The sequence below is a fragment of the Pseudarthrobacter sp. NIBRBAC000502772 genome, from assembly GCF_006517235.1.
Taxonomy (GTDB): domain Bacteria; phylum Actinomycetota; class Actinomycetes; order Actinomycetales; family Micrococcaceae; genus Arthrobacter.
Genome location: NZ_CP041188.1, coordinates 4,699,876 through 4,725,664, shown reverse-complemented (window position 1 = coordinate 4,725,664; position 25,789 = coordinate 4,699,876). Strand labels below are relative to the sequence as shown.

22 protein-coding genes are annotated in these 25,789 nt (G+C 64.5%); 12 read left to right on the top strand and 10 right to left on the bottom strand.

The window, feature by feature from the left end; translation table 11 throughout:
* Positions 1-12: 12 nt before the first annotated feature.
* Genes NIBR502772_RS21925 through speB form a run of 3 tightly spaced genes read right to left on the bottom strand, consistent with a single transcriptional unit; the run spans position 13 to position 4,003 of the window.
* A complete protein-coding gene (locus NIBR502772_RS21925) occupies positions 13-1,530 on the bottom strand; it encodes an aminobutyraldehyde dehydrogenase (RefSeq protein WP_210412345.1) in 1,518 nt (505 codons plus the stop codon).
* A 14-nt stretch (positions 1,531-1,544) separates the two neighbouring features.
* On the bottom strand, positions 1,545-3,002 hold the full coding sequence (locus NIBR502772_RS21920) for a cytosine permease (protein ID WP_141141803.1): 1,458 nt from the start codon (positions 3,000-3,002) through the stop codon (positions 1,545-1,547).
* Positions 2,999-4,003, bottom strand: a complete 1,005-nt coding sequence (speB, locus tag NIBR502772_RS21915) for an agmatinase (protein ID WP_141141802.1) — start codon at positions 4,001-4,003, stop codon at positions 2,999-3,001. The genes NIBR502772_RS21920 and speB overlap by 4 nt, the downstream gene beginning before the upstream one ends.
* Positions 4,004-4,236: 233 nt before the next feature.
* On the opposite strand from speB, the gene NIBR502772_RS21910 reads away from it, so the two are divergent.
* Entirely contained in the window at positions 4,237-5,730 is a 1,494-nt protein-coding gene (locus NIBR502772_RS21910) for a PucR family transcriptional regulator (protein WP_141141801.1), read from the top strand.
* A gap of 155 nt (positions 5,731-5,885) precedes the next feature.
* Complete coding sequence (locus NIBR502772_RS21905; protein WP_104061636.1) at positions 5,886-6,185, top strand: antibiotic biosynthesis monooxygenase family protein; 300 nt, start codon at positions 5,886-5,888, stop codon at positions 6,183-6,185.
* A 142-nt stretch (positions 6,186-6,327) separates the two neighbouring features.
* Here NIBR502772_RS21905 and NIBR502772_RS21900 read toward each other — a convergent pair whose 3' ends face one another.
* Entirely contained in the window at positions 6,328-6,984 is a 657-nt protein-coding gene (locus NIBR502772_RS21900; RefSeq protein ID WP_141142222.1) for a peroxiredoxin, read from the bottom strand.
* A gap of 109 nt (positions 6,985-7,093) precedes the next feature.
* Here NIBR502772_RS21900 and NIBR502772_RS21895 point away from each other — a divergent pair, with 109 nt between their 5' ends.
* Entirely contained in the window at positions 7,094-8,818 is a 1,725-nt protein-coding gene (locus tag NIBR502772_RS21895) for a BTAD domain-containing putative transcriptional regulator (protein WP_210412343.1), read from the top strand.
* 290 nt (positions 8,819-9,108) lie between these two features.
* Here the strand turns inward: NIBR502772_RS21895 and NIBR502772_RS21890 are convergent, their stop codons facing one another.
* Positions 9,109-9,915, bottom strand: coding sequence for an aminoglycoside phosphotransferase (locus tag NIBR502772_RS21890; RefSeq protein WP_141141800.1), 807 nt, complete (start codon positions 9,913-9,915; stop codon positions 9,109-9,111).
* A 233-nt stretch (positions 9,916-10,148) separates the two neighbouring features.
* Complete coding sequence (locus NIBR502772_RS21885) at positions 10,149-11,405, bottom strand: D-arabinono-1,4-lactone oxidase (protein WP_141141799.1); 1,257 nt, start codon at positions 11,403-11,405, stop codon at positions 10,149-10,151.
* A 178-nt stretch (positions 11,406-11,583) separates the two neighbouring features.
* Between NIBR502772_RS21885 and NIBR502772_RS21880 the strand changes: the two genes are divergently transcribed.
* From NIBR502772_RS21880 to NIBR502772_RS21860, 5 genes are all read left to right on the top strand, one after another.
* The gene (locus NIBR502772_RS21880; protein WP_141141798.1) at positions 11,584-12,585 is read left to right on the top strand and encodes a LacI family DNA-binding transcriptional regulator; all 1,002 of its coding nucleotides are present in this window, start codon (positions 11,584-11,586) and stop codon (positions 12,583-12,585) included.
* Positions 12,586-12,767: 182 nt separating this feature from the next.
* Positions 12,768-14,099, top strand: a complete 1,332-nt coding sequence (locus tag NIBR502772_RS21875; protein WP_141141797.1) for an extracellular solute-binding protein — start codon at positions 12,768-12,770, stop codon at positions 14,097-14,099.
* A 27-nt stretch (positions 14,100-14,126) separates the two neighbouring features.
* Entirely contained in the window at positions 14,127-15,083 is a 957-nt protein-coding gene (locus NIBR502772_RS21870) for a carbohydrate ABC transporter permease (protein ID WP_141141796.1), read from the top strand.
* Between the two features lie 2 nt (positions 15,084-15,085).
* Positions 15,086-15,982 carry a carbohydrate ABC transporter permease gene (locus NIBR502772_RS21865; protein ID WP_141141795.1) on the top strand — a complete coding sequence of 299 codons (897 nt, stop codon included), beginning with the start codon at positions 15,086-15,088 and terminating at the stop codon, positions 15,980-15,982.
* A 60-nt stretch (positions 15,983-16,042) separates the two neighbouring features.
* Complete coding sequence (locus tag NIBR502772_RS21860; RefSeq protein WP_141141794.1) at positions 16,043-17,581, top strand: alpha-N-arabinofuranosidase; 1,539 nt, start codon at positions 16,043-16,045, stop codon at positions 17,579-17,581.
* Between the two features lie 82 nt (positions 17,582-17,663).
* Here NIBR502772_RS21860 and NIBR502772_RS21855 read toward each other — a convergent pair whose 3' ends face one another.
* Positions 17,664-18,587: a LysR family transcriptional regulator gene (locus NIBR502772_RS21855; RefSeq protein ID WP_141141793.1), complete on the bottom strand. Its 924-nt coding sequence runs from the start codon at positions 18,585-18,587 to the stop codon at positions 17,664-17,666.
* A 124-nt stretch (positions 18,588-18,711) separates the two neighbouring features.
* On the opposite strand from NIBR502772_RS21855, the gene NIBR502772_RS21850 reads away from it, so the two are divergent.
* The gene (locus NIBR502772_RS21850) at positions 18,712-19,152 is read left to right on the top strand and encodes a hypothetical protein (RefSeq protein ID WP_141141792.1); all 441 of its coding nucleotides are present in this window, start codon (positions 18,712-18,714) and stop codon (positions 19,150-19,152) included.
* 124 nt (positions 19,153-19,276) lie between these two features.
* On the opposite strand, the gene NIBR502772_RS21845 is transcribed toward NIBR502772_RS21850, so the two are convergent.
* The 3 genes from NIBR502772_RS21845 to NIBR502772_RS21835 all read right to left on the bottom strand — a co-directional run bounded on the left by NIBR502772_RS21845 (position 19,277) and on the right by NIBR502772_RS21835 (position 22,197).
* Positions 19,277-20,419 (bottom strand): amidohydrolase family protein, encoded by a 1,143-nt coding sequence (locus tag NIBR502772_RS21845; RefSeq protein ID WP_141141791.1) that lies wholly within the window; start codon positions 20,417-20,419, stop codon positions 19,277-19,279.
* Entirely contained in the window at positions 20,419-21,783 is a 1,365-nt protein-coding gene (locus NIBR502772_RS21840; protein ID WP_141141790.1) for a glutamine synthetase family protein, read from the bottom strand. Before NIBR502772_RS21840 ends, NIBR502772_RS21845 begins: the two co-directional genes overlap by 1 nt.
* 90 nt (positions 21,784-21,873) lie before the next feature.
* Complete coding sequence (locus NIBR502772_RS21835; protein WP_141141789.1) at positions 21,874-22,197, bottom strand: hypothetical protein; 324 nt, start codon at positions 22,195-22,197, stop codon at positions 21,874-21,876.
* 201 nt (positions 22,198-22,398) lie between these two features.
* On the opposite strand from NIBR502772_RS21835, the gene NIBR502772_RS21830 reads away from it, so the two are divergent.
* From NIBR502772_RS21830 to NIBR502772_RS21820, 3 genes are all read left to right on the top strand, one after another.
* Positions 22,399-23,574 carry a response regulator gene (locus NIBR502772_RS21830; RefSeq protein ID WP_371706737.1) on the top strand — a complete coding sequence of 392 codons (1,176 nt, stop codon included), beginning with the start codon at positions 22,399-22,401 and terminating at the stop codon, positions 23,572-23,574.
* A gap of 171 nt (positions 23,575-23,745) precedes the next feature.
* The gene (locus tag NIBR502772_RS21825; RefSeq protein ID WP_141141788.1) at positions 23,746-24,603 is read left to right on the top strand and encodes a phosphatidylinositol-specific phospholipase C/glycerophosphodiester phosphodiesterase family protein; all 858 of its coding nucleotides are present in this window, start codon (positions 23,746-23,748) and stop codon (positions 24,601-24,603) included.
* 34 nt (positions 24,604-24,637) lie between these two features.
* On the top strand, positions 24,638-25,681 hold the full coding sequence (locus NIBR502772_RS21820) for a metallophosphoesterase (protein WP_141141787.1): 1,044 nt from the start codon (positions 24,638-24,640) through the stop codon (positions 25,679-25,681).
* The last annotated feature ends 108 nt before the right edge of the window (positions 25,682-25,789 follow it).

The following is a 25,789-nucleotide window of genomic DNA, read 5'->3' as shown; positions in this document are numbered from 1 at the left end:
TTGTCTGAACGCTCACGCGCCGTGGTTGATCATGACGTGCTTGGTGCGGGAGTAATCATCCAGCGCGTAGAGCGAGAGGTCGCGGCCGTAGCCGGATCCCTTGAACCCGCCCCACGGTACCTCGCAGGCCAGGACCAAGTGTGAATTGACCCAGACCGTGCCGAAATCGAGCTGCTTGGGGATCCTCAGCGAGAGGCTTGAATCTTTGGTCCATACCGAGGCGGACAGCCCGTAGGGGCTCTCGTTCGCCCGGGTGACGGCCTCCTCGGTGGAACTGAAAGTCTCGACCGTGACTACGGGACCAAAGATCTCGTGCGTGGCGATGCGTGCTCCGGCGGGTACGTTGCTGATCACCGTAGGCTCGATGAAGTAGCCGGGGCCCTCCAAGGCCGAACCGCCGATGGCGATGGTCAGTCCGGCGGACTTGGCCTCGGCCAGCGATTCCTTGACCCGTTCGAAGTGCGGGCGCGAAATCATGGGACCGATTTCCACGTCGTCTCCTGCCTCTGGATCCCCGACCACCAGGGTGCTGACTTCGCGGACCAGATGTTCGGTGAACTCCTCCGCTACGGATTCATGGACGAGGACACGGCAGGCGGCACCGCAGTCCTGGCCGGCGTTCCAGTAGCCCGCGTTGCGGACGCCGGCGGCGGCCGCGCGGAGATCGGCGTCGGGGAAGACCACAACGGGGGCCTTGCCGCCGAGTTCCAGGTGGACGCGCTTGACCGATTTGGCCGCGGTTTCCGCCACGGCCTGTCCGCTGACAACGCTGCCCGTCAAGGCGACGAGGGCGATGTCAGGGTGTTCGGACAGCCGTTGTCCCACGGTTCGGCCCTGTCCTGTGACGACATTGAGGATCCCGTCCGGGATGTGTCCGGCCACGAGTTCTGCCAGCTTCAGCGTGGACAGCGGGGTCTGCTCGGACGGCTTGAGGACAATGCTGTTTCCGGCGGCCAGGATGGGGGCGATCTTCCATGCGGCCATCAGGAGCGGGTAGTTCCAGGGCGTGATGACCCCGACGACGCCCACGGGCTCGCGGAGGATCACCGAGGTGTGGCCGGTGGCGTAGTCCCCGCCGGCCATGGACGTCAGGGTGCGCGAGGCGCCGGCCATGAAACGGAACGTGTCGATGGTGCTGGAGACATCATCCTCAGCGACAGTTCGCGGCTTGCCGGTGTTGGCGGACTCGATGGTTTCGAACGCTTCGCGGTTGGCTTCGATGATGTTGGCGATCAGGGACAGGACCTCGGACCGCTCCTTCGGCGTGGTGGCGCCCCAGGACTTCTGAGCCGCGACGGCGGCTGCGACGGCGACGTCGACGTCAGCTGCAGTGCCGGCCTGGACGGACGCGATGACCTGTTCAGTGGTGGGGTCCACCACGTCGATGAGCTCGGTGGAGGAACCCGGAACAAACGTCCCGTTAATAAAGTGTCCGGCGGGCGGCAGCACGCTGGCGGGCGTGCGCTCAAGGGAGCTGTTGCCAGAGGTAGAGCGTCGGACGGTGAACTGGTTTGTGTCTGTGAATGTCATGATGTTTTTCGCTTTCAGATGAGGTCGGTTGCGAGAAGAGGGGCCTGAAAGGGGGCGGCGTCCGGCTTCTTTCGGAACACGCGTGCCGCAACGTAGTAGAGCGGGGCAACAACCACAAGGCCGACGATCCAGGAGATGTCCACCCCGCCCATGGCTGCCGCGAGAGGGCCGGTGTAGATCGCTGTTGCCGAGAACGGAACCTGGATCAGGGCGCCGGCAACGTAGGAACCGATCGCCACCCAGTTGAACCGTCCGTACATTCCGCCGTCGCGCTTGAAGAAGTCTTCAACCCTGTAGTCGCCGTGCCGGAGAAGGTAGTAGTCCACCAGGTTGATGGCCGTCCACGGAACCAGCACGTACATCAGGAAGGAGAGGAAGTTTGTGTAGAAGAGGATGAAATTGTCGCGGGCGAACAGGGCGATCAGCAGGGCCAGCGTAAAGAGGATGATCGCCGCAATGCTTCGGGTCTTTGCATGGGGCAACCAGTTGGGCTTGAACGTCTGCCCGATGGTAAGGCTGCACAGGACGCCACAGTAGAGGTTCATAGCGTTCGACGCCGCGACGCCGAGGCAGAAGATTCCGATGATCATGAGGGTCCAGGGCTGCAGCAACGCGCCCAAACTGCCGACGATCTCGACGTTGCCGGCTTCGGCGCTCATACTCACCGCCAGTGTTCCCACCAGTGCGCCCAGGATCATCGGGAACAGCGTCCCCAGGACGCAGCCTGAGTATGAAGCCCAAAACGCCGGGGCCGAGCCTGTGCCTTGGGGCATGTAGCGGGAGTAGTCCGAAACGTAGGGAGCGTAGGCGAGCTGCCACAGGGCGGATACGGAGATGGTGCCCATGAAGCCGACCCAGTTGAAGTTGCCCTGCTCCAGGAAATTGGCCGGAAGGCTGCCCACCAGCAGGATCCAGACGAAGGCCAGCAGCAATGCCAGGCCAGCCGCAACGCTCAGGATGCGTGCATAAGCGTGAATGAGCCGGTAGCCGAAAATCGTGGCAATGACGCTCACGATGCCGATGACGATGATACCGGCGTCAACGCTGATGCCGGGGCTGACTGCGGCCATCGCTTCGCCGCCAAAGACGAGGTTGGCCGCGAAGAATCCGACGTACATGATCACCACGATCACCACGATCAGCAGTGCCCCGAACGAACCGAACTGGCCGCGGGTCTGGATCATTTGCGCCACACCCAATTGCGGGCCCTGGGCAGAATGCAGCGCCATGAAGATGCCGCCAACAACGTTTCCAATGATGATGCCCACGAGGGCGGGGACAAAGCCGAGGCCGAACACCGTGGTGGCGAGTCCGCCGGTCACGATGGTCATGATCATGATGTTGGAACCGAACCAGATGGTGAACAGGTCGCGGGCCTTCCCGTGGCGTTCGTTTGCGGGGATTGGCTGGATGGTCTTGTCCTCGAGCCGGGGTACTTCGGCTGCGGCAACGGGAGTAGTTCGGGTGCTCATGATGCGTTCCAGGATGCTGCTTGCAGTTCACGGACGGTGTTTGATTCGGCCTTGCTGCGGTTCACCATCAGGGCGAGCAGGTCGAAGACGAGGGTGGCTGCGGCGACTGCGGTGATGTCTGCGTGGTCGTACGCCGGAGCGACCTCGACGACGTCGGCGCCCACAATGTTGATGCCGTTCAGTCCGCGGAGCAGTGCCAGGAGTTCGCGGGAGTGGAGCCCGCCCATTTCGGGGGTGCCGGTGCCCGGCGCGTAGGCCGGGTCCAGGACGTCGATGTCGATGGAGACGTAGACCGGCGTGTCGCCGAGCCGCTCCTTGACCTGCGCGATGGCTGCCGGAACGCCGATGACGTCCACGTCCGAGCAGCGGATGATCTGGAAACCGAATTCGTGGTCGCGGAGGAAGTCTTTGCGGTCATAGACCGGCCCGCGGATGCCGACGTGCATGGACTTGTCTTCCACCAGGAGGCCTTCCTCGAATGCCCGCCGGAAGATGGTTCCGTGGGTGACCGGCTGGTCGAAGTAGGTGTCCCACGTGTCCAAATGGGCGTCGAAGTGCAGCAAAGCCACGGGTCCGTGGACCGTGTTCAAAGCCCTCAGCATGGGGAGGGCGATGGTGTGGTCGCCACCGATCGAGATGAGCCTCTTGTCCGTACTGATCAGGGGCAGTGCCTGCTCCTCGATTTCGCGGACAGCCTGTGTGATGTCGTAAGGCGTGCAGGCGATGTCGCCGGCGTCCACAACCTGGGCTTCGTAGACCGGCTCGACGTCGAGCTCGGGGTGGTAGCCGGGGCGCAGGAGCCGGGAGGCCTCTCGGACTGCGGCGGGACCGAAACGGGCGCCGGGCCGGAAGGAGGTCCCGCCGTCGAACGGGACCCCGACGATCGCAATGTCGTAGTCCGGAACGCGGTCGATTTGGGGAAGCCTGGCGAACGTGCCGAGGCCTGCGTACCGGGGGACTTTTGTTGCGTCGACGGGGCCGATGGGCTTGTGCGTTGTCATGCGGGGATCCTTCGATTTGCGGTGCTGCCGGGCGGTGACGCCGGCCTCGTTTCGGTGGTGTGGGTCGCTCGCCGTTGAGCGGGGTTGTTGAGCGGGAAGTCCGTAATCCAATTCTTGGTGACGTGCATCACGGCGTATAGCGGTAGATTGACTACAAATGGCAGAGGCTCTTGTACATATGTCTAAGAATCTCTTGGTGGTCCGGAAGACCAAGGAGCAGGGAGCGCAATTCCATGGCGATTACCGTGGCCGAGCTCGTGGCGGAACCCCAGCTGGGACTCACACTGCTGGCCGGATCCGCAGGCAGCGGCAACCGGATCACGTGGGCGCACACGTCTGACTTGCCCAGGCTGTGGGAATGGGTCACTGGTGGCGAGCTGATGATGACCAACGGCCTTTCCATCCCAGCCGATGCTGCCGGGCAGGTTGCGCTCGCCGAGGCCTTGGTGGATGCGGGCGCCAGTGCGCTGGCCATCGGAGAGAAGATGCACGCGCCGGAGCTGTTGCCAGAGTTCCTGGCGGCTTGTGAGAGGCTGCCGCTGCCGCTGATCAACGTGCCCTATCCGCTGCCTTTCATCGCCATCGCGCGAACGGTGGCTGAATCCTCCCTGTTGGAGGAATCGCGGCGCCTGCGCCAGACCGCCCGGATTTACGACCTGCTCCGCACTGCTGGAACGTCCGAGGACCACCTGCAGGGCCTTCTTCTGGGGCTCGCGGCTGAGCTCGATGCAGATCTGTTCGTCGTGGACCGGCGCTGCCTTCATCCGTGGCATCCGGACGGCCGGCCTCTGCCAGATTTCCTGCAGGCGGAATTGGCCCTGCTGACCGGGCGAATATCCCTCGCCGGGAAGAAGTTCCAGTGGCATCGGCTTGGGGACAGGCACGTGTTGATGATGGACATCCCCACGCACGCCAATGCGCTTCTGGTGGTGCTGCCCAACAGCGATCCGCACCCGGACGCCGTCGTGCTTCTGCATGCGGCAACAGTGCTGGGGCTGGAACTTTCACGAAATGTCCTGTCCCTGGAAAGCCGGCACCGCCTGGCGAGCGAATTCCTGCTGCAAGCGGTCGACGGTCGCCTGGGAACGGCGGAACTGGAGAGTCGGCTCACGGCTTTTGATGTTCCGGCACAGGCTTTCGTGGTGGTTTCGATATCGGCCGACGACGGCGAGCGGCTGGCGGGTGTCCACGTCGAGCTGTGGCGCCACGGCTTTCCGGCCGCTTGCCTGCAGCGCTTCGACACACTTCACGTGGCGGTGTCCGCGGCGGTGACCGCCGATATCCTGATCCACTGCGCGGGTCCCGAGGTCCGGATCGGGATCAGCTCGCCGACGTCTGCGCCCGGTATCCAGCGTGCGTTGCAGGAGTCGCTGTGGGCGCTCGGCTCGGCCAAGGGCAATGCCATGAAGCTGGCCCGGTACGCCGAGGGTGCCTCGTGGCTGGGGCTCACGAGTTTCGAGGAAGGGACCGCGTTGGTAGAGCGGCTGCTGGGTCCGATCTTCGCGTACGAGCAGAGCCAGGAAGGCGACCTCATCGTGACGTTGAGGACCTACCTGGACACCCAAAGGTCATGGCAGAAGACAGCGGCGGCGCTGTTCGCGCACCGGCAAACCGTCATCTACAGAATCCGAAAAATCGGCGAATTGACGGGCCTGGACATGACCGAAACATCCACGTTGGCTCAGCTTTGGTTTGCGCTTCAAATCCATGAGGCCATGCATAAGTAGGCCGCTAAGCCTGCCGTGCAGCACCCTCACCGAGGTCCCGCCGTCGTCCGCTCACTGCCTTGCTCCTAGGAAGTGCTGCCAACGCGAACCGAGGAACGCGCGGGGAACGGTCGCGACTTACCGTTAAGCGAGAAATCGGAAAGGAGGTGAGAGCAATGGCAGACCACTATGCCTCAGGAACCTGGCAGGTGAAGCAGGGCAGCGACCAGGAGTTCATAGACCGGTGGACGGAGTTCCTTCAGTGGTCCCGGGCGAACTACCCGTCGATCCTCGTGGCAAACCTCATTCGTGACCGACGTGTTCCCGGTCATTATGTTTCGTTCGCGGAGTGGACCGACGAGGCGTCCCGGGACGCATGGAAGCAGAACCCGGAGTTCATGACCCACTTCGATGCCTGCGCTGCGCTGTGCGAGCACATGAGCGGTGCTGATTTCGATCGGGTAGCGACCGTGTGATCCATCGGCCTTTATTGCCTGATCGCCGACCGAAGCCGGCCGCCCACGGGTCAGCCGGCGGGGTCAGCCGGACCGCCCGCGCCGGCCAATGCGGCCGGCAGCGGGCGGACACGGCCATGACATTGTCCGCTCTTATGCGCGATCACACAGGCTGCGGGACGATCCGAATGTACGGCTTGGGCTCCTTCCAATCGCCAAAGATCTCGAGGGCCTCGCTGTTCGGGACGGAGCCGGCGATGATGACGTCCTCGCCTTGCCTCCAGTTGACCGGCGTCGCCACCCGGTGCTTCGCAGTGAGCTGAAGCGAGTCGACAACGCGAAGCACTTCGTCGAAGTTGCGTCCGGTCGTCATGGGGTAGACGAGGATCAGCTTGATTTTCTTGTCCGGCCCAATGACGAACACGTTGCGGACGGTCTGGTTGTCCGCGGGCGTGCGGCTCTTGGCGTCCCCGGACGTGGCGGCCGGGAGCATGCCGTAAAGCTTCGCCACGGTGTAGTCGTCGTCGCCGATCACGGGGTAATTGGGGCGGACCCCCTGCGTCTCTTCGATATCGGCGGCCCACCGCTCGTGATCAGCTGTCGAGTCCACGGACAAGCCGATGATCTTGACTCCACGTCGGTCGAACTCGGGCTTGATCTTGGCCATGTAGCCGAGTTCGGTGGTGCAGACCGGCGTGAAGTCCTTCGGGTGCGAGAACAGCACTCCCCATGAGCCTCCGAGCCAGTCATGGAAGCGGATGTCGCCGGCGGTCGTCTTGGCGGAGAAATCGGGTGCGATCTCACCGAGTTGCAGTCCCATCATGTCCTCCTGGTCGTTGTGATGTGATGACGGAGCCAATTGGCTCGCCGTCACTTCTGACGGTAGGGCGGCCCTGTTCCCCGACCGTTCCCCCGGCTACGCTGAGGGCGTGGAGAAGTGCGCCGTCCTTATGCTGGGCGCGTTCGGTGTCGTAATTGACGGCCGGCCGGTTCCGGCCGACGCGTGGAAGCGGACCAAGGCGGCGGGGCTCGTTAAGATCCTGGCCCTCGCGGAAGGGCACCGGCTGCACAGGGACGCCGTCGCCGATCTGCTCTGGCCCGATCTCAGCGCGCAGGCTGCCTCTTCGAACCTGCGCAAGGCAATGTATTTCGCGCGCGCCGCCCTCGGCTCGCCAGACGCCGTTAAGGCGCACGGCGACCTGCTGGTGCTGCTGCCAGGCGCCGACGTTTCCATTGACGCGGAGCGGTTCGAAGCGGACGGGCGCGCCGCGCTCGCCTCATCGGCAGGGGTGGCCGAGGCGCTCGCCCTGTATCGAGGCGACCTGCTTCCTGATGATCGATTCGCCGTGTGGGCCGAGGACCCCCGCGACCGGCTGCGAACGCTGTACCTGCGTTTGCTCAAGGCGGCGGCTCGGTGGGACGACGTGGTCAAGGCCGAGCCAACGGACGAGGAAGCCCACCGCGCGATCATGGTTCGCGCGCTCGACGCCGGCGATCGCCAGGGCGCGATCCGCCAGTTCGAGCGACTCCGTCGGCGGTTGCGTGCCGACTTGGGCGTCGGCCCAGGGGCGGCGACGGTCGCGGTCTACGAGGAGGCTATCGCCGAGGACAGCCGACGCGCGGAGAATCGCACGCGGGCCACGTTGGCGCGAGCACTCATCGCCCTCAACAGTGGCGACCTCATCGAAGCCATGTCATACGCCCGGCGTGCACGCGAGCTGGCCATGGAAGCAGACTTGGGCCGAGAGATCGGCGAGGCCAGCGCAGTGCTGGCGATCGCGGCGAACATGCAGGACCGTTGGCCCGAGGTGTTCGAGGCCGAGTTCGTGGAGTTCACACAACACGACTCCGCGCGCTCCGGCTACATTCTTGACGCACAGTTGTGCCTCGCCGAGTTCTGCCTGAGCGGGCCGGACGGGCACCGGAACCTTGCGCGGCGAGTAGCACGTCTGCGCACGATCGCCGAACTAGCAGGCTCGGTACGTGGCCAGGCCATCGCTGACCTGTTGCTGGGGGAGGCGGCACTGTTCTCCGGTGAGCTCGGCGACGCGCGCAGTCTGCTCCAGTCCGCACTCGAGCTGCACCGGCGGGCCGGGGCACCGGCCGGCGAGATCGTGACACTGCAACGACTGGCTGAGGTTGACCTCGCGCAGGATCGGCCCGAGGAGGCCGCTCGGGCAGCCAGCCGCGCACTGGCTGCCGCCGCTTCCACGTGGCTTGAGCCGCACCTCGTTGTTCGCCTATACGGGGTGCTCGCTGAGGCAGCCAGCTCTCCGGCGCAAGCGGTCCGCATCATTGAGCGAGCCGACGCCGCTCTGGCTGGGAGGAGCGTCTGTCCGCCGTGCTCGATGGGTTATCAAGTCGCCGCAGCGACGCATTACGCACTGGCAGGGAAGCTGGACGCCGCCCGCCGCCGGCTCGCCAACGCCGAGCAGCTCGCAGGCATGTGGCCTGGCGGACCATGGCACGCCGCCCTCTGGGAAGCACGAGCCGTCCTGCGCCGCGCAGAGGGTCACGATGATCAAGCCATCGCCCTGTTTCGGGAGGCGGCAGCTAGTTTTGCCGAGCTCGGCAGGCGCCAAGACGAGCAACGCTGCCTAGCCCGAGCAGCACAAAGATCACCAATGACCGCCGGAAAGCCTTTGGCTGGCTAGTTCCTGAGGGGCTTCGCTCCGCTGTGGGGGTGGAAAAGTTTGCGGTTCCGTTGCGTGCATTCCTGTGGCACCGGGTGGGTTCGGAGCAGACTGGGTGAGTGTGTTTCGGTCAACGCCGATGACGGCGACCTTCAGGAACATCTTGACCGGAGCAATGCAGCAGCCAGGGAACTGGAGCTCCTCACGCCACAATGGGTCCATCGATGCCCCACGGACAACCGCAGCGTCCAGGACATTGCTGCTGACCTTCGTGGGCTCACCGGATGGACCGACAGCCCGGCTGTCTAGGGTCATCGATCAGCCGGACTCCTACCCCCGGCGAGTTCAAGCACACGGCCAACGGCGCTCTGGTAGGCGCCGTAATCAGACGCCGACCGGCCATTCAGGCCGTCGACCGCGAGCCGGAACAGCAAGGCGCGGATCAGGTACTGCGGAAAGTCCCGCGCCGCGCTGATCGTTTCGAGAAGTGACAGCGGCGCACCCTCGAAGCAGACGGCGTCAATGGCGATCACGGCAATTGAATAGTTCAGGGGACGCCAGTCGACGGTCAAATCGATGACGGCGGGTGGAAGAACGGGGTCGAACAAGACGTTTCCGGTGAGATCGCCGTGAACGATGCAAGGGGGATCGAACACCGGCCGCCGTGCGCTCACGAGGTCAGCGATGTAGGGAGCCGTGATCGGCGAACCATCATATTCTCGCCAGGCAAAACGGTCAGCTTTGGCCCAGGCGTGAGTCCGCTTATCGACAAAGTCAGGGCGCCGTACCTCAGCGAAAATCGCACTGAACTCACGGGCGATTTTTGCCAATTCCGTCCATCTTCCCGGCTGGTGTTCGCCGGTGAGGTAGGGGAATGCCGTCCAGCCGTCGACAATCAGCTTGCCTGACCGGCTTCGGATCGGAAGGCTCAGGCGCAGCTCACCGCCGACGCTGTGTTCGCGCGCAACTTCGTCCAACCAGAGCAACTCTTCGGGAAGCACATCAAGAGGCTTCAGCGTCACGTCGCCGACTCTCCAGGCCGTTCCTCGGCCGCCCTCCAGCTTGAACAGGGGCCCGGAGGCGCGGAATTCAGTTTGGGTCTCGATCGGAGGATGCACCTGATCACTATACGAGGCCCTCCCTATCCCTTTGCTGGTAGTGGGCCCGGTGCCCATTGGGGAGGGGGCCCAGGACCTGTTGCTCTCACCTGGGCCGCCATCCGGGAAAACTTGTCACCGCGCAGGAGTTCCTGCAGAACCTCTCCTCCTTCAACGGATCCAGCCTCCACGACGAAATCAGTGAGCGACTGGGGGCGACCAACGATGAGGCGACGATTTACGGCTAAAAGCTCCTACCGTGAGCTCACCGCTGGGACGCCGAGAATGCTGTCCAGCAGCCCGTTGCGGAATTTTCCGTCCGGATCGTGCGCCGATGCCAGCGAACGGAAGTCCGCTAGGCGGGGGTAGAGGGATTCCCAGTCGTGACCGTCGGGCGTGAAAAGCTTGCCCCAGTGTGGCCTGGCCCCGTACGGCCGCAGCAGGTCTTCGAGCTGCGGAAGAACGGCTTCCACCTGCGGCTGCAGCGGCTTCCAGGTGAAGTGCAGCGCAACGCTCTGTTGCCGGTAGAAGGGGCTGAGCCAGAACTCGTCCGCGGCGCCGGTCCGGATTTCGGAGACAAACAGCAGGGGCGCAAGTTTGTCCGCCAGGCTCCGCACTGCCTGGATCGCCGCTGGTGCCTGCTCCAGCGGCAGGATGAATTCGCTTTGCAGCTCCTCACCATTGCTGGGCGTGAACTCGTGGCGGAAGTGCGGCAGCCGGTCCAGCCATGGCCCAGGCTCATCCATCTGGGCTGTGCAGTTCTCGGCCGACATCCCCGGCAGCGGGTGCCTCGGGCCGGTGGCTGCCGTGGCACCGAACAGTTCACCGAGGGGAGGCTCCGAGTCCAGCGCCTTGAGCCAGACCTGGCTGATGCTATCGCCCGTGTAATCGGTGAAAAGACTGACGCTGTTGGCGCTGGACACCAGCTGCGTGAAGTCCGCCAGCGCCCGTTCCCATGGCAGGTTTTCCAACACACGCTGGCGCATGCTGAAGCTCGGCCGGACGGCAAGCTGGAGGCCGGTGACGATGCCCAGGGCGCCGAGGCCCACCACGCTGCCAAGGAACTCCTCGCCGTCCGCGCGGGACAGCGAGACCTGCTCGCCGGAGGGCCGGACCAGATCAATGCCCTCCACCGCTCCGGCCAGGGAGGGGTTGTTCACACCGGATCCATGGGTGCCCGTCTGGACTGCCCCTGCCACGGAAATGTGGGGGAGCGACGCCAGATTGTGGATGGCCAGGCCGGACTGCTGCAGCGTACGGCACAGGGCACCGTAGCTCACCCCGCCGCTGACGCGGACGCTCTGCCGGTCCGCGTCCAGTTCGATGTGCTGCGGCAGGGCATCCAGCAGCACGTGCACGCCGTCGGTATCCCCAATGCGGTTGAAGGAGTGCCGCGATCCCAAGGCCTTCACCCGGCTGGAACGCGCCACCACCTGGGCGAGCTCAGCCACCGATTCCGGGCGTACGACGTCCGCTGATGAGTAGTTGAGGTTTCCTGCCCAGTTCTTCATGTGCTCGGCTCTCGGGTGAAGGTACGTTTCGTTCCCCCAACTGTGAGCGCTAACAATTGCCCTGTCAAGACGCTTCGGCCACGTCCCGCCGAGGCGGGCGGTAACATCATCAGCAGGTCATCCGCAGCGGCATTCATTAGCCGCCGGCTTTGGCCCAACAGGCTTTGAAAGGGGAGCAGTGCGCGCAACAGTCAAGGACGTCGCGCGTCGTGCCGGCGTTTCACCCAAGACTGTCTCGAACGTCATGAACGGCATCATTCCGGTCAGCGGAGCCACCAGGACCAAGGTGGAGCAGGCCATTCTCGAGCTGGACTACGTGCCCAACCTCTCCGCCCGCGGACTGCGCAACGGGAGGTCCGGCGTCATTGCGCTGGCCCTGCCCGATCTTGGCACGCCGTACTCCGCAGAAATTGCCCACCATATTGTGGAAGTGGCGCACGAGCAGGGCTGGATCGTGCAGATCGAGGAAACCGGCTCCGATCCCCAGCGCGAGCATGAACTCATGGTGCGCGCCCGCTCCAACCTGATCGACGGGCTGATCCTCAACCCTGTGGTGCTGGATGAGAGCGCCGTCCAGGTGGGCGTCGCCCTGCCGCCCGTGGTCCTTCTCGGCGAGGTTCCGCAGAAGCTCGCCGACCGTGTCTTTGTGGACAGCTTCGCTGCCGCCCGTGACATGACGCTCGCCCTGGCGCAGCCCGGGCGCCGACGGATCGCCGTGCTGGGAACCACCCAAGGCAGGGGATCGGCTGCGGCGATCCAGCGAACCCAGGGTTATGAAGAGGCGTTGGAGATCCTTGGCATCGAACGGGACGAGTCACTGCTGATTCCCTGCGAGAAGTGGACGCCACAGACTGCTGCCGATGCGCTCACTGCCTACCTGGAATCCCATCCGCTGCCTCAGGCGCTGTTCTGCTTCACGGATTCCATGGCCATCGGCGCCCTGAGTGTGCTGTGGAAGAGGGGCCTGCGCATCCCGGAGGACATTGCGGTGGCGGGCTTTGACGACATCGCCGACGGCCGCTACGCGGTTCCGTCGCTGACCACGGTCTCCTTCGACAAGCGTGCCATCGCCAGCGAAGCCCTGCGCCTGCTCACGGAGCGGATGGCGGACAGGGGCCACGAGCAGCGCGTGGTTTCCGTGGACTACTCCATCGTGGAGCGGGACAGCACTCGCACCTGAAACGAGAGCCGCCCACCAGATTGTTGGCGCTAACAATTTTCTCTTGCCCTGTCTATTACATCGATGTAATGTGAGGCGTGCGTCACCCCTGAAGGCATCGGCCGGGGACGGGGACGCGCCGGAACCGGAGTTTTGAGCTACAAGAAGTGACCTTTCCGCGGACCCATCCAAAGGAGTGACGGGTGAAGCAGTTTGAATTTTTCGGGAAGCAAGTGTCCCGACGGCAGTTATTGACAGGGACGGCAGCTTTAGGCAGCGTCCTGGTAGCAGGCGGCCTGACGGGCTGCGGCGGAAACGCCCAAGCCTCTGGCCCGCGGGACATCGGGTTCTGGCACCTGCTGTCCGGCGGTGACGGCATCAAGATGCAGGCCATGATCAACAGAGCCAACCAGGCCAACCCCGGCGTCAAGGTCCAACCCACGGTCCTGGCCTGGGGCCCGCCGTACTACACCAAGCTGGCCATGGCATCGGCTGGCGGGCGGCCACCGGAAGTGGCCATCATGCATGCCAGTCGGGTGCCCGGATACGCCCCCGGCGGGCTCATCGACCCCTGGGACCTGGACCTGCTGGCCGAGCACGGCGTGACTGGGGACAACTTTGCCCCGCGCATCTGGGAGAAGAGCCAGCAGAACGGCAAGTTATTCTCCATCGCCCTGGATTCGCACCCGTTCGTTATGTTCTACAACACGGACATCGCCGGCAAGGCCGGCGTCCTGGGCAGCAACGGACAACTGCAGGAGGTAACGTCTCCGCAGGAGTTCATGGCCATGGCCAGGGAGATGCAGAAGGTCACCCAGGCCCATGGTTTGTCCTTCGGTTACCTCGGCAGCGGCTCCCAGATGTGGCGCTTGTTCTACACGCTCTACAAGCAGCATGGCGCGGACATTGAACTCATCCCGGGCCAGCCGATGAAAGTGGACCGCGACGCCGCGATTGAGTCCCTGGAATTCATGGCCTCGCTCTTTGATGACACCATCGCCGCCAAGGCCGGCGACATCAGCACGGGCATCGCGGAGTTCGCCCGCGGCGGCTCGGGAATGCTGTTCAGCGGGGTGTGGGAACTGCCCACGCTCAAGAAAGCCGGACTTCCGGTGGACGCCGCCACCCTTCCCACGCTCTACGGAACGCCGGCAGCCTACGCAGACTCGCACTCGTTCGTCCTGCCGCGGCAGCTGAATGTGGATGAAGCGAAACGGCGGGACGTCTACAAGTTCGTAAGCGATGTCCTCAAGGGATCAATCTCCTGGGCGGAAGCCGGCCACATTCCGGCCTACCAGCCCGTGGTCCAGTCGCATGCCTACCGCGACCTCACGCCGCAGATCCACTACGCCAACGCAGCGGACATCATCGCCTACGATCCCGAAGCCTGGTTCAGCGGCTCGGGCTCGGACTGGCAGACCTACTTTGCGGAGAACGTCCAGAACGTTCTCCTGGGCCGCGACAAGGCGGCCGCAGGCTGGGACGCCTTTGAGCGCCGCACCAACACCCTTCTTTCCCGGCCCAACCCGGTCTAACCGCACCGAGCGACAAAGGAGTCCTTCATGAGTTCTTCACTAGCGTCCCGGCGCAGCACCGGCCAGCCGGACATCGCCACAGCAACCCCACCCCAACCACCGCGCCGCCCCTCACAGAGCCGGACCAGGAGCAACCTGAGCGGCTGGGGATTCGCCACCCCGTTCCTGGTCTTCTTCCTGGTCTTCCTGGTGTGGCCCATTCTCTACGGCATCTATATGAGCCTCACCGGCAAGTCCCTGACCGGAGCCAATGACAGCCTGATCGGCTTCGCGAACTACGCCGAGGCACTGGCCGACGCCGACATGTGGCGCTCCCTGGGAAACACGCTCTACTTCACCGTCATCAGCACCGTCCCGCTGGTCCTCGTGGCCCTGGTGATGGCGGCCCTGCTGAACGTGGGGCTGCCTGCCCAGTGGCTGTGGCGGCTTTCCTATTTTGCCCCGTACCTGCTGGCCTCCACCGTGGTCTCGCTGTTCTTCACCTGGATGTACAACCCGCAGCTGGGCCTGATCAATGACTCGCTGTCCAAGCTGGGCATCCCCAAAGTCGCCTGGCTCAACGATCCCAACGTGGCCATGTGGGCGATCGTCATCGCCACGCTGTGGTGGACCGTGGGGTTCAATTTCCTGCTGTACATGGCCGCGATGCAGACCATCCCCGCACAGCACTACGAGGCAGCGTCCCTGGACGGCGCCGGAGCCTGGCGGCAGTTCTTCTCGATCACCCTGCCGCAACTGACCCCCACCACGGTGATGATCGTGCTCCTCCAGATCCTCGCGTCCATGAAGATCTTCGATCAGGTGTACCAGATGACCGCCGGCGGGCCCGGAGGATCAACCCGCCCGGTGGTGCAGTACATCTTTGAAACCGGCTTCACCGGCTACCGGCTGGGGTACTCCGCAGCCATCTCCTACATATTCTTCGGACTGATCGTGCTCATTTCGGTCATGCAGTTCGCCGTCACCCGCCGCAGGAGGGCATAACCATGGCAACCCCTACCCTCACCCGTCCCACCCCACGCACCAGCACCAGCGAAGGGCTCCGCCGCCCGCGCAAGAAGATGACCGCGGGCAAGATCGCCGCGCTCGTTGTTGCGGCGTTCATCGCCGTGCTGTGGCTGGTTCCGTTCGCCTGGGCCACGGCCACGGCTTTCAAGACCGAGACGGATGCCGCAGCTCCGAAGGTCAGCTGGATGCCGCCGTCGGGCTTTACCGCTGAAGCGTTCGTCAAGGTGTTCCAGGACGGCAACATCCCGCTCTGGACCTGGAACTCGTTCTACACCTCGGCGGCCATCACGGCCATCACGCTGGTGATCTCGGCGCTGGTGGCCTACGCCCTGTCCCGGATCGACTTCAAGGGCAAGAAGGTGCTCATGACGGTGATCATTGCCTCGATCATCATCCCGCCGCCGGTCCTCATCATCCCGCTCTTCTACCAAATGCTGGCGCTGCACCTGATCGACACCTCATGGGCCATCATCCTGCCGCAGGTCATCCACCCGGCCATGGTGTTTGTGCTCAAGAAGTTCTTCGACCAGATTCCCCGCGAACTTGAAGAAGCCGCGGTGATGGACGGGGCCAGCCGGCTGCGGATCTTCACCCAGATCATCCTGCCGCTGTCCCGGCCCATCCTGGCCGCCGTCGCGATCTTTGTGTTCATCGGCGCCTGGAACAACTTCCTGTGGCCGTTCATCGCCACGAACGACGGCGCGCTCCTCACCCTCCCGGTGGGGCTGCAGACCATCAAGAGCGCGTACGGCATCCAGTACGCGCAGAACATGGCCTCCGCGCTCCTCGCCGCACTGCCCCTGATCCTCGTCTTCCTGTTCTTCCAGCGCCAGATCATCAAGGGCGTCGCGACGACGGGACTCGCCGGAACCTGATCCGGCACCTTGCTGACCACTCACCAAAAGACCTGAACCACAACCAAGGAGATACCGCACATGTCCCGCGCACGGATCACCCTCGACCGCGACTTCACCATCGGCGAAGTCCCCCGCCGCCTGTTCGGCTCCTTCGTGGAGCACATGGGCCGCTGCGTCTACACCGGCATCTACGAGCCGGGCCACCCGGAGGCTGACGAGAACGGCTTCCGCCAGGACGTGCTCAAGCTCGTCAAGGAGCTCGGCGCCACCGTCATCCGGTACCCCGGCGGCAACTTCGTCTCCGGCTACAACTGGGAAGACGGCATCGGCCCGCGGGAAAACCGTCCCCGCCGGCTGGACGGCGCCTGGCACACCGTGGAGACCAACGCGTTCGGCCTGCACGAATTCGTGGACTGGTCCCGCCAGGCCGGCACGGAAATCATGGAAGCCATCAACCTGGGCACCAGGGGAGTGGACGCGGCCCGCGAGATCGTGGAATACGCCAACCACCCCGGCGGCACCTACTGGTCCGACCTCCGCGCCAAGAACGGCCACAAGGATCCGTTCGACATCAAGCTCTGGTGCCTGGGCAACGAGATGGACGGGCCGTGGCAGATCGGCCATAAAACCGCCGAGGAATACGGCCGCCTCGCCCAGGAAGCCGCCAAGGCCATGCGCTTCGTGGACCCGGACATCGAACTGGTGGCCTGCGGAAGTTCCAGCTCCAACATGCCGACGTTCGGCGACTGGGAGCAGACGGTCCTGACGCACACCTATGACGAGGTGGACTACGTCTCCCTCCACGCCTACTACCAGGAAAACGAGGGCGACGTCGGCAGCTTCCTCGCCAGCGCAGTGGACACCGACTACTTCATCGAGTCCGTGATCGCCACAGCCGACGCCGTGCGTGCCAAGGGCAAACACAAAAAGCACATCAACCTGTCCTTCGACGAGTGGAACGTCTGGTACCAGCGCGGCCTGGACACCGAGGACCAGCCGCACAACGTCGCCAAGGCGGGCTGGCGCGAGCACCCCCGGGTCATCGAGGACAAGTACAACGTCACGGACGCCGTGGTGGTGGGAACCCTGCTGAACTCGCTGCTCCGCCACGGCGACCGCGTCAAGATCGCCAACCAGGCGCAGCTGGTCAACGTCATTGCACCGATCCTCTCGGAGGAGAACGGGCCGGCGTGGAAGCAGACCATCTTCCACCCGTTCGCCCGCATGGCGGAGCTGGCCAAGGGCCAGATCCTGCGGCTGTCCGTGGACTCGGACAAGTACGAGAATGCCCGCTTCGGCGGCACGGACCTGGTGGACGTCAGCGCAACGTGGAACGAGGAAACGGGGCGCGTGGCACTGTTCTTCGCGAACCGCGGCCTGGAGGAAGCTGCCGACGTCGAGGTGGCCCTGCGCGGGTTCGACGCCCGCCGGGTGGTCCGTGCCGAGGTCCTGGAAATTCCGGAGGGCGGGGACCGTTTCACTACCAACACCCAAAGCCGTCAGGACCAGGTGGGGCTCAAGCCGCTGGAAGGCGCGAAGGCGACCGGCTCCGAACTCCGGTTGACGCTACCGGCGCTGTCCTGGGCTGTGATCGAGCTGGAGGTCGTCAAGAACTGACTTTTGCCGGACCAAACTAGGAGCGGACGACGGCGGGACCTCCCGCCGTCGTCCGCTCTCTGAGTTTCCGCCCCGCGGTGGTTCAGGGTGTTGACCGTGTGTCGAACGCCGCAGCCGATTCCCGCAGCAGGCGTGCGACGGTGTCCACCGGCGTGCTGGGTGACCGCCGCCGATCGAACCGTCGCAGAACGATGCGACGGGTTCCGAGTCCGGGGACGTCCAGGACGTCCACTCCGTCGTGGGCGATGCCGCTTAGTGCCAGGGTGGGCACGATCGCAATTCCTTCGCCGGCGGCGACGAGTGCGAGTGCGGTCAGTGTTTCCTGGTACTGGTGCGCACTCTCCATCTGGGCGCCCGTTGACTGACGGAGCCGGCCGAGCACCGCAGCGTTGGCGGCTGTTGGGTCGACGCCGAGCCACGGCAGGGGCAGCCGGGCCAGGTCGATGTTCTCGGTGGTGAGCAGGGCACCGGAAGGGACCACCAGCTTCCACGGCTCGTCCAGCAAGGGCTCCTCAGTCATTCCGGCGGAGAGCGAACGCTGCTCGGCCGTGGTCGAATCGAGCTCCACCACGACGGCGTCGAGCTGGCGCTGGCGGAGCAGCCGCATCAGGTCCGGAAAGTCATCCTCGACGATCCGGATCTGCAATTGCGGGTACTGCGTGCGCCACTCGGGCAGGCGCGGGATCACCACCGTCCTGACAAAGCTGGTGAATCCGCCCACGCGCACGACGCCAGCCACCGTGGCCCCGCCTTCGATCCGGGCGCGGGCAACGCTGAGAGCACGTTCAATCTCCTCGCCGGCTTCCGCCACTGCCAGGCCGGCGGGTGTCAAAACTGAGCCTTTGGGCGTGCGAACCACCAAGGCATGCCCGGTTTCGTCTTCCAATTTGGTGAGCTGCTGTGAGACGGCCGAGGGGCTGATTCCCAGTTCGTCAGCCGCAGCCAGCACCCCGCCCGTGCGGGCAACAGCAAGAAGCACGCGCAGCCTGCGCGGATCGATGTCCATGTTAAGTAGTTCTAAACCATGTCTTCAGTGGAATGCAATTGCTCTAAAGGTGGGTCTTACTCATAATTGCTGTTAAAACGACGGGCCTGCGGGAGACGACGGGCATCACCTCTGAAAGGACATCATGGAACTGATGTGGGAAATTGCAGGCTGGTCAGGGGCAGTTCTGATCCTGTCGGCATACCTGTCTGTCTCCATGGGTTGGGTGAAGGCCGGCAAGCACTTCCAGGTGGCCAACCTCATCGGTGCATGTGCCTTCATCATTAATGGTGCGGTCCACGAAGCGTGGCCCTCAGTGGTCACGAACGTTGCCTGGTGCCTTATTTCCGCCATCGCGATTCTTCGCATGCGGTCCACGCAAGAGTCGCCGGTGGCCGCAGTTGAGGCGCCGCAGGTGCAATTTCCCGGTGTCCCTGACACAACCGGCCAAATCGCTGTTGTCGAGGCAATTACTTTTGCCGTTCATGGCGACGTCGCCGCACGCGCGGCAGAGTGCCAGGCCAGCCTGCGCGACGGGCGGGCAGCGGATTCAGCGATCCACAGCAGCGCCACGGTGAAGTGCTGACGGCAGAGAGTCACAAGCTGTGCGGCACTGACTCAAGCGGACGACGGCGGGAGGTCCCGCCGTCGTCCGCTGCGCCAGGTTCAGCATGATGTCCGTTCTGCTTGCTCGGATCTCGTGCCGGCGCTCAGGGGAGTGCGTACACGCGGCGGGCGTTGTCGTGTGCGACGAGTTGCACGATCTTGCGGGCGTCTGCCTCGGAACAGTCGTCGTCGTCGATCCATCCGCCCACTACCTTGGTGATTGCGTTGCGCCACAGTCTCGCGCCGAGGTAGTGAAGTTCGGCCGGGCCCAACGCGTCGGAGGAGTACAGGATTTTCGTGAAGGGAGCCAGTTCAAATGAGCGGGCCACCAGATCCCGGCTCCGTGACCCGGTGAAGTTCACGGCAAGGCCCACATCGAGGTAGACGTTCTCAAAGGCGTGGGCCAAATAGCCGGCCTCGCGCTCGAACGGATAGCAGTGGAGCAGCATGATGGGTGTGTCCCGGACTTCGGGGGACCGCAGAAAATCCAGGAGGTACAGGGGATTGGTTTTGTGGAGGTCCAGGTCGCGGTCACCGAATCCCACATGGAATTGCAGCGGAAGCTTCATCGACACCGCCGTGTGGATCCCGTGGGCAATGAGCGTCACATCGGTGAGCTTCGCGTTGCTGCCGGCGTGCGCGTTCTCCTGCCAGCGGCGGGCCGCTTCAACAACCGCAGCCGGAGCCGGCCGGCTGAGATCCTGGTCGAATCCTGCGCGGTAGGCGAGAACTGTTTTGACGCCCACGGCGCTGCGGGTGAGCTCGTGAAGCCGCTTGCCGAACTCGTCGACGTAATCTGCCGGATTGGCGATCTCCCGGATCACAGACTCGGCGAGCCGTTCCAGCCGAACGATCTCATGGGTCCGCCCAGCGGAGACGTCGGCCATGCCCGCCGTGCCGAGGTAGCCAGCGGCATCCAGTCCTGTATCGATCAGCCAGTCGCTCACGCCGGCAGCGCGGGTCATGCGGCGGCACACCTCGAGTTCTCCAAGCTCGGAGCGCCGGCTCCAGTAGTCCGCTGGTGAAGCGTGCCGCGGCAAATCCAGAATGCCGCTGCACCAGCGCCGGATGGCGAGCCCGATTTGGGTGTCATAGGTGTCCTCGGGCTTGGCCAGTGGTTCGGTGTTTCCCTCGTTGAGCGAGTTCTGAAAGCGTGCCTCATCACCGTCAGCGTGGAACGCGCCATGCACGTGGTGATCAATCAGCCTGACTTGTTCGACGAAGTCCGGGAAAGAACCGCCCGCCATCAGATCGACCAGGCAAGCCGAAAGCGTTCAGCAAGCTCCTCCGGCGAGAGGTCCGCCGCGATTCGCTGTTCGTAGCGCCGGACGGCCACCGTGGCGTCGACGATCGCGTCTCCGAGAAGCCCGCGTGCAAGGCGTGACGTGTCCAGCGTGTCGATGATGGCGGTGGGGAAGTTTGGGAGCAGCCGGACGTTGGCCCGGTGCCGCTCGTCTTCCGAAAGCCGTCCGGGGTCACCCGGGATCTCTGCCGGAAGCCTGCGTCCGGTACGGATGCCGTCAAGGGCGAGCGCGAGGATGGCTGCGGAGGCCAGATACACGTTTGCCGACGGGTCGACGATTTTCACCTCGACGTTGGCTCCGTGCGGATTGCTGTTGCCCTCGTTCAGAAAACGCACTGAGGCCTCCCGGTTTTCCAGGCCCCAGCATAAGTAGGCGCCCGACCACGTGCCGGGTGCCAACCGGCTTCCGGACAAGATTGATCCCGTGAGGAAACCCTGGATATCGGGCAGTCCTGCGATGATTCCGCCAATGGCCGCGCCTCCCTCGGGGCAGATGCCGTGCGGTCCGCTGCCGCCGGAGAACAGCGGCAGGCCGTTCTTGTGGAACGAAAAGTGCTGGTGGGCTCCGTTTCCAACGGTGCCGGGAAAGGGCAGCGGGGAGAACGAGGCCTGCATGCCGTGGGCCCGGGCGACGATGCCAACGATGATCTTGGCAACGACCACGGTGTCCGCTGCCTGAACCGGCGAAGCAGGGGGAAGCGAAAACTCGAACTGGTTCCTGCCGTACTCGGCGTGGATCTGTTCCATCGGAATGCCGGCATGGTTCAGCACCGACAGCAGATCATCGAGGAATTCCGACCGGTCCAGGAGGCCGGTTGCCCCGTACGGAACCCAGGGTGTGGTTTCCAGTGCTGAACCGTCCGGGGCGACGAGGAAGAATTCCAGTTCGTGGCCCACGAGTGCCTGGTATCCGGCCTCGTCGAGGCTGCCGTGGACGCCGGCCAGAAGGCCGCGGGCACAGGCCGGAGACGCGGCCCCGTCCTGTTCAAAAAGGCTGCCCGGTGCCCATGCCCGGCCAGCCTGCAGGACACGGAGTCCCCCAATATCGATCTTGAGGCGCATATCGCCAACGGGGGTGATGCTGTCCGTGAACGCTATCCCGCCGTCGATGGTGAAAACATGCCAGACGGGGGCAGCGCCCATCCCGGATTGGTGGAAGGCCTTGAGCCGGGCTAACGGAACGCTCTTGGCCAGCGTGATGCCCGAAGCATTCACCACCGTGCCGATCACGGTGCGGACGCCGGCCGCTTCGAGCTCGCGCTGAGCCTTGGCAACAGCGGATTCGTCGGCTGATGCGATTTCAGTCATGCGCCTATCATGCGGCCCCTCCCCGTCCAATGAAAGGTTCGGAAGGTCTGCCGCTCTGCCAGGTTCTGGCCTCTGAGGACGCGGCCTGGCCTACGTGCTGAGGTTCCAGTGGACCCGGATGGCCTCGGCCATTGGGCCGGCGCTGACGTCGACCCGGAAAGCAACGGGTGCGGTCCCCGTCTCCTCGATGACCGAGTCACGGTACACGCGGCCGCATGACGGACACAGCGTGTAGAGCTCCCCATCCGCCGGCCATTCCGCCAGCTCCGCTGGGACCGGGCTGGTCTCTCCGATGAAGACCGGGACGCCTTCTGAGTTCGCCTGAATCAACCCGTCCTTGCTGACGGTGTTGCCGCACACGCAGATGATGGTGGTGACATCATGATCGATAACATCGGCGGTTTCAGTGTCCACGATGACCTCCCGGCGTTGGAAGAGACGTTCTGCATCTAGCTTATGCCTGCTGGTCCGTGCGGGCGCCCTGGAATTGGAGCGCCATCCTCGCGTCCGACGGCGGCTGGTGGTTCGATCCCTGCCAGCGTGGTCCGTGGGACGATTAGGTCCAGCGGACCTATTGTGGGCTGGCTTCGTGACGATAAATGGCCTGGGGGCCTCATGACTGTTGATTCGAAGTGGAGTGCGCCGGGCGGGCTGGGCCGCCCGGACGTGGACGTCGCGAAGATTTCCGGACTGCTGGGCAACTCCGGGGCCGCCATGACGGTGCTGGTTGTCGACGACGACGAAGGGTCCCTGCTCGTGGCGAAGGCCGCCGTCGAGAAATTCGGGCATAAATGCATTGTGGCCGCGGACGGTGACACGGCGTGGCAGCTTTACCTGGAGCGGCGTCCCCAGGTGGTGGTTAGCGACCTGATGATGCCCGGGCTCGACGGGTTTGACCTGTGCCGGGCGATCCGGGCCGCCGAGACAAGCTCCTATACGTACGTTGTACTGCTGACCTCGCACGGCGCCCAAGAGGACGTGCTGGAAGGCATGCGGGCCGGGGCGGACGACTACGTGACCAAGCCGTTGGACCCCTTCGTCCTGCACACCCGCCTGCTGGCTGCCCGGCGGGTCACGGCACTCCACGGTGCCCTGGCCGACGCCCTCGATGAAGCCAAGGGCAGCAATGAACGGCTTGCTGAATTCACCGGCCGGGTCAGCCATGACCTCCGCAATCCGCTGACCTCCATCCTGGGTTACGTCGAGCTGGGTGCCACGGACGCCGCAAGGGGCCAGACGGAGGAGGCTGCAGAGTATCTGGAAATCGTGGGCAGCAGTGCGCGGAGGATGCTGTCCATGGTGGAGGAACTGCTTGCGTTCGCGTCCATCGGCGGTTCGCTGTCCAGGTCCCGGCTGTCGCTGGCTGCCCTGGTGAAGGAGGTCGCCGATGACCTCAGCCTGGGCCTGCGGGAAGCCGGTGCCGTGGTGCAATGCGAGGACTTTGTTTTCGACGCTGACGAAAGCCAGATGCGGGTAGCGCTGCAGAACCTGATCCAGAACGCGGTGGCCTACCGCCGCCAGGACGTTCCCCCGGTCATCAGCGTCACCGGGCAGGACTCCGGAGCCGGCGTCCTGGTGCGGGTGGAGGACAACGGCAAGGGGATCGGCGCGGGGGACCGGCGCCGGGTGGTTGAACCGCTCGTCCGCCTGCACCGGGAAGGCGACCCTGCCGGCACGGGGCTGGGCCTGGCCACGTGTGCCAGGATCGCTGCCGCGCACAGGGGACGGCTGGAAATCTCTCCCAGCCCCAGCGGCGGGACCACCGTCAGCGTTTACCTGGGGGCGCCGTAACGCAGGCTGGCCGTGCTGGCACGGCACGGGCATTGGTCCCTTCCAGTTCACCGTCCGGCAACCGGGAGGTCCTTCGCCGTTTTTCCGCGACCGGCAGTCTTTTCACGCCCTCTTTTGCCCGGCCCCCCAACCGGCCGGGCGGAGAATCCCCTGTATGCGTAGGAGTACTCCGTGTTCGTGAAAAGCACCCTTGCCGCCCTCGCCGTCCTAGCTTCCCTGACCGGAATCGCCGCCCCGCCGGCTGCGAATCCCGCCAACGCGCCGTCGTCCGTGGTCCTCGGACAGCCGCTGGCCGCAGCCCATGCCCACAACGACTATGAGCACGATCGTCCCCTGTTCGATGCGCTGGAGCATGGGTTCACCAGCGTTGAGGCCGACGTGTGGCTGGTGGACGGCGAACTTCTGGTGGCCCACGACGTTGAGGATGCCAAGCCCGGAGTAACTCTCGAGAGCCTCTACCTCGATCCCCTGGACGAGCTGGTCCGGAACCAGGGCCACAGCGTTTACCCCCACTGGGACGGCAGCCTGCAGCTCCTGATCGACATCAAGAGTGAAGGCGAGGCCACCTACGCCGCCATCGAGCAGGAACTGGCCGAGCACCGGGACATCATGAGCCGCTACAGCAACGGCACCACCAACACCGGGCCCGTCACCGCCGTCATCAGCGGAAACCGCCCCTTGGCCACCATGCAGGCGCAGGAAAAGCGGTTCGGCTTCTATGACGGACGCTCCGCTAACCTCACCTCCGGTATGCCTGCCGGGCTGATGCCGCTGATCAGCGACAACTGGACCAAACTCTTCACCTGGCAGGGTGTGGGCCCCATGCCCGAGGCCGAACGCACCAAGCTCCAGGCATACGTGACTGACGCCCACGCCAAGGGCTACCGGGTCCGCTTCTGGGCCACCCCTGACCAGCCCGGCTCCGCACGCGAAGCTGTCTGGAACGAACTCTTCGACGCCGGCGTGGACCACATCAACACCGACGACCTTGAGGCATTGGAACAGTTCCTCGCCGCCCGCACGCTCTAAAGCCGCCCCACCCAGCAGACACAGGAACACCACCATGCCTTCAAAGACCGTGAAAACGACGACGGCGGCGGCGGCCGTCCTGGCGCTCGGCCTCCTTGCGTCCCAGCCCGCCATCGCAGCCAATAACACCTCTGACAGCCAGGCTTTCACCTTTGGCGTCATCGGCGACATCCCCTACGGCGACGCCGAAATCGCCAAGTTCCCGTCCCGCATCCAGGACATCAACGCCGACAGTGCACTGAAGTTCGTCACCCATGTGGGCGACATCAAGAACGGCTCCTCGGTGTGCTCAGACGAGTACTTCGCCAACATCCGCTCCCAGTTCGACACCTTCGAGCACCCGCTGGTCTTCACCCCGGGCGACAACGAGTGGGTGGACTGCCACCGCACCAACAACGGCGCCTACAACCCGCTGGAACGGCTGGACAAGCTGCGGGAGGTCTTCTTCGACGAGCCCGGCAAGACCCTGGGCGCCACCATGCCGGTCAAGACGCAGTTGGAGCTTGGGCTTCCGGAAAATGTCCGCTTCACCCAGAACCGCGTGGCCTTCTCCGTGGTGAACGTCCAGGGCAGCAACAACTCGCTGCTTCCCTGGAGCGGCCTGGGCGAAACCACGCCCACGCCCGAGCAGCTGGCCGAAGTTGAGCACCGGACGGATGCCGTCCTGGGCCAGATACGTGACACGTTCACCGACGCCGAGCGCCGCAACGACCGCGCCGTAGTGCTGATGACGCAGGCCGACATGTTTGATCCGTCGCTGCTCGCCGCGGCCACTGCCAACCCGGAAACGGTCTCCGGGTTCCGGGAGATCGTTGCGGCCATCATTGAAGAGACCAACCGCTTTGACCGCCCGGTCTATCTCATAAACGGCGACAGCCACGTCTTTGCCGAGAACCAGCCGCTGGCGGACGGCTCACCATGGCTGGAGGTCTACGGCCAGCCCGCCGCGGATGACCTGCAGCGCATCACCGTGGACGGATCGGCCAACGCTACCAACTACGTTCGGTTCACCGTCGCCGGCAACAGCAGCGACAGCGATGATGTCCTGAGCTGGGAGAAGGTCCCCTTCAGCCAGTAGGCACCAAACGGAAGCGGACGACGGCGGGGAGCCTCCTGCCGTCGTCCGCTTTCCCGTGCCCTCGAAGTAGCCCAATGCCCGGCCCCTCCTGCGATGCCCCGCGCCCTC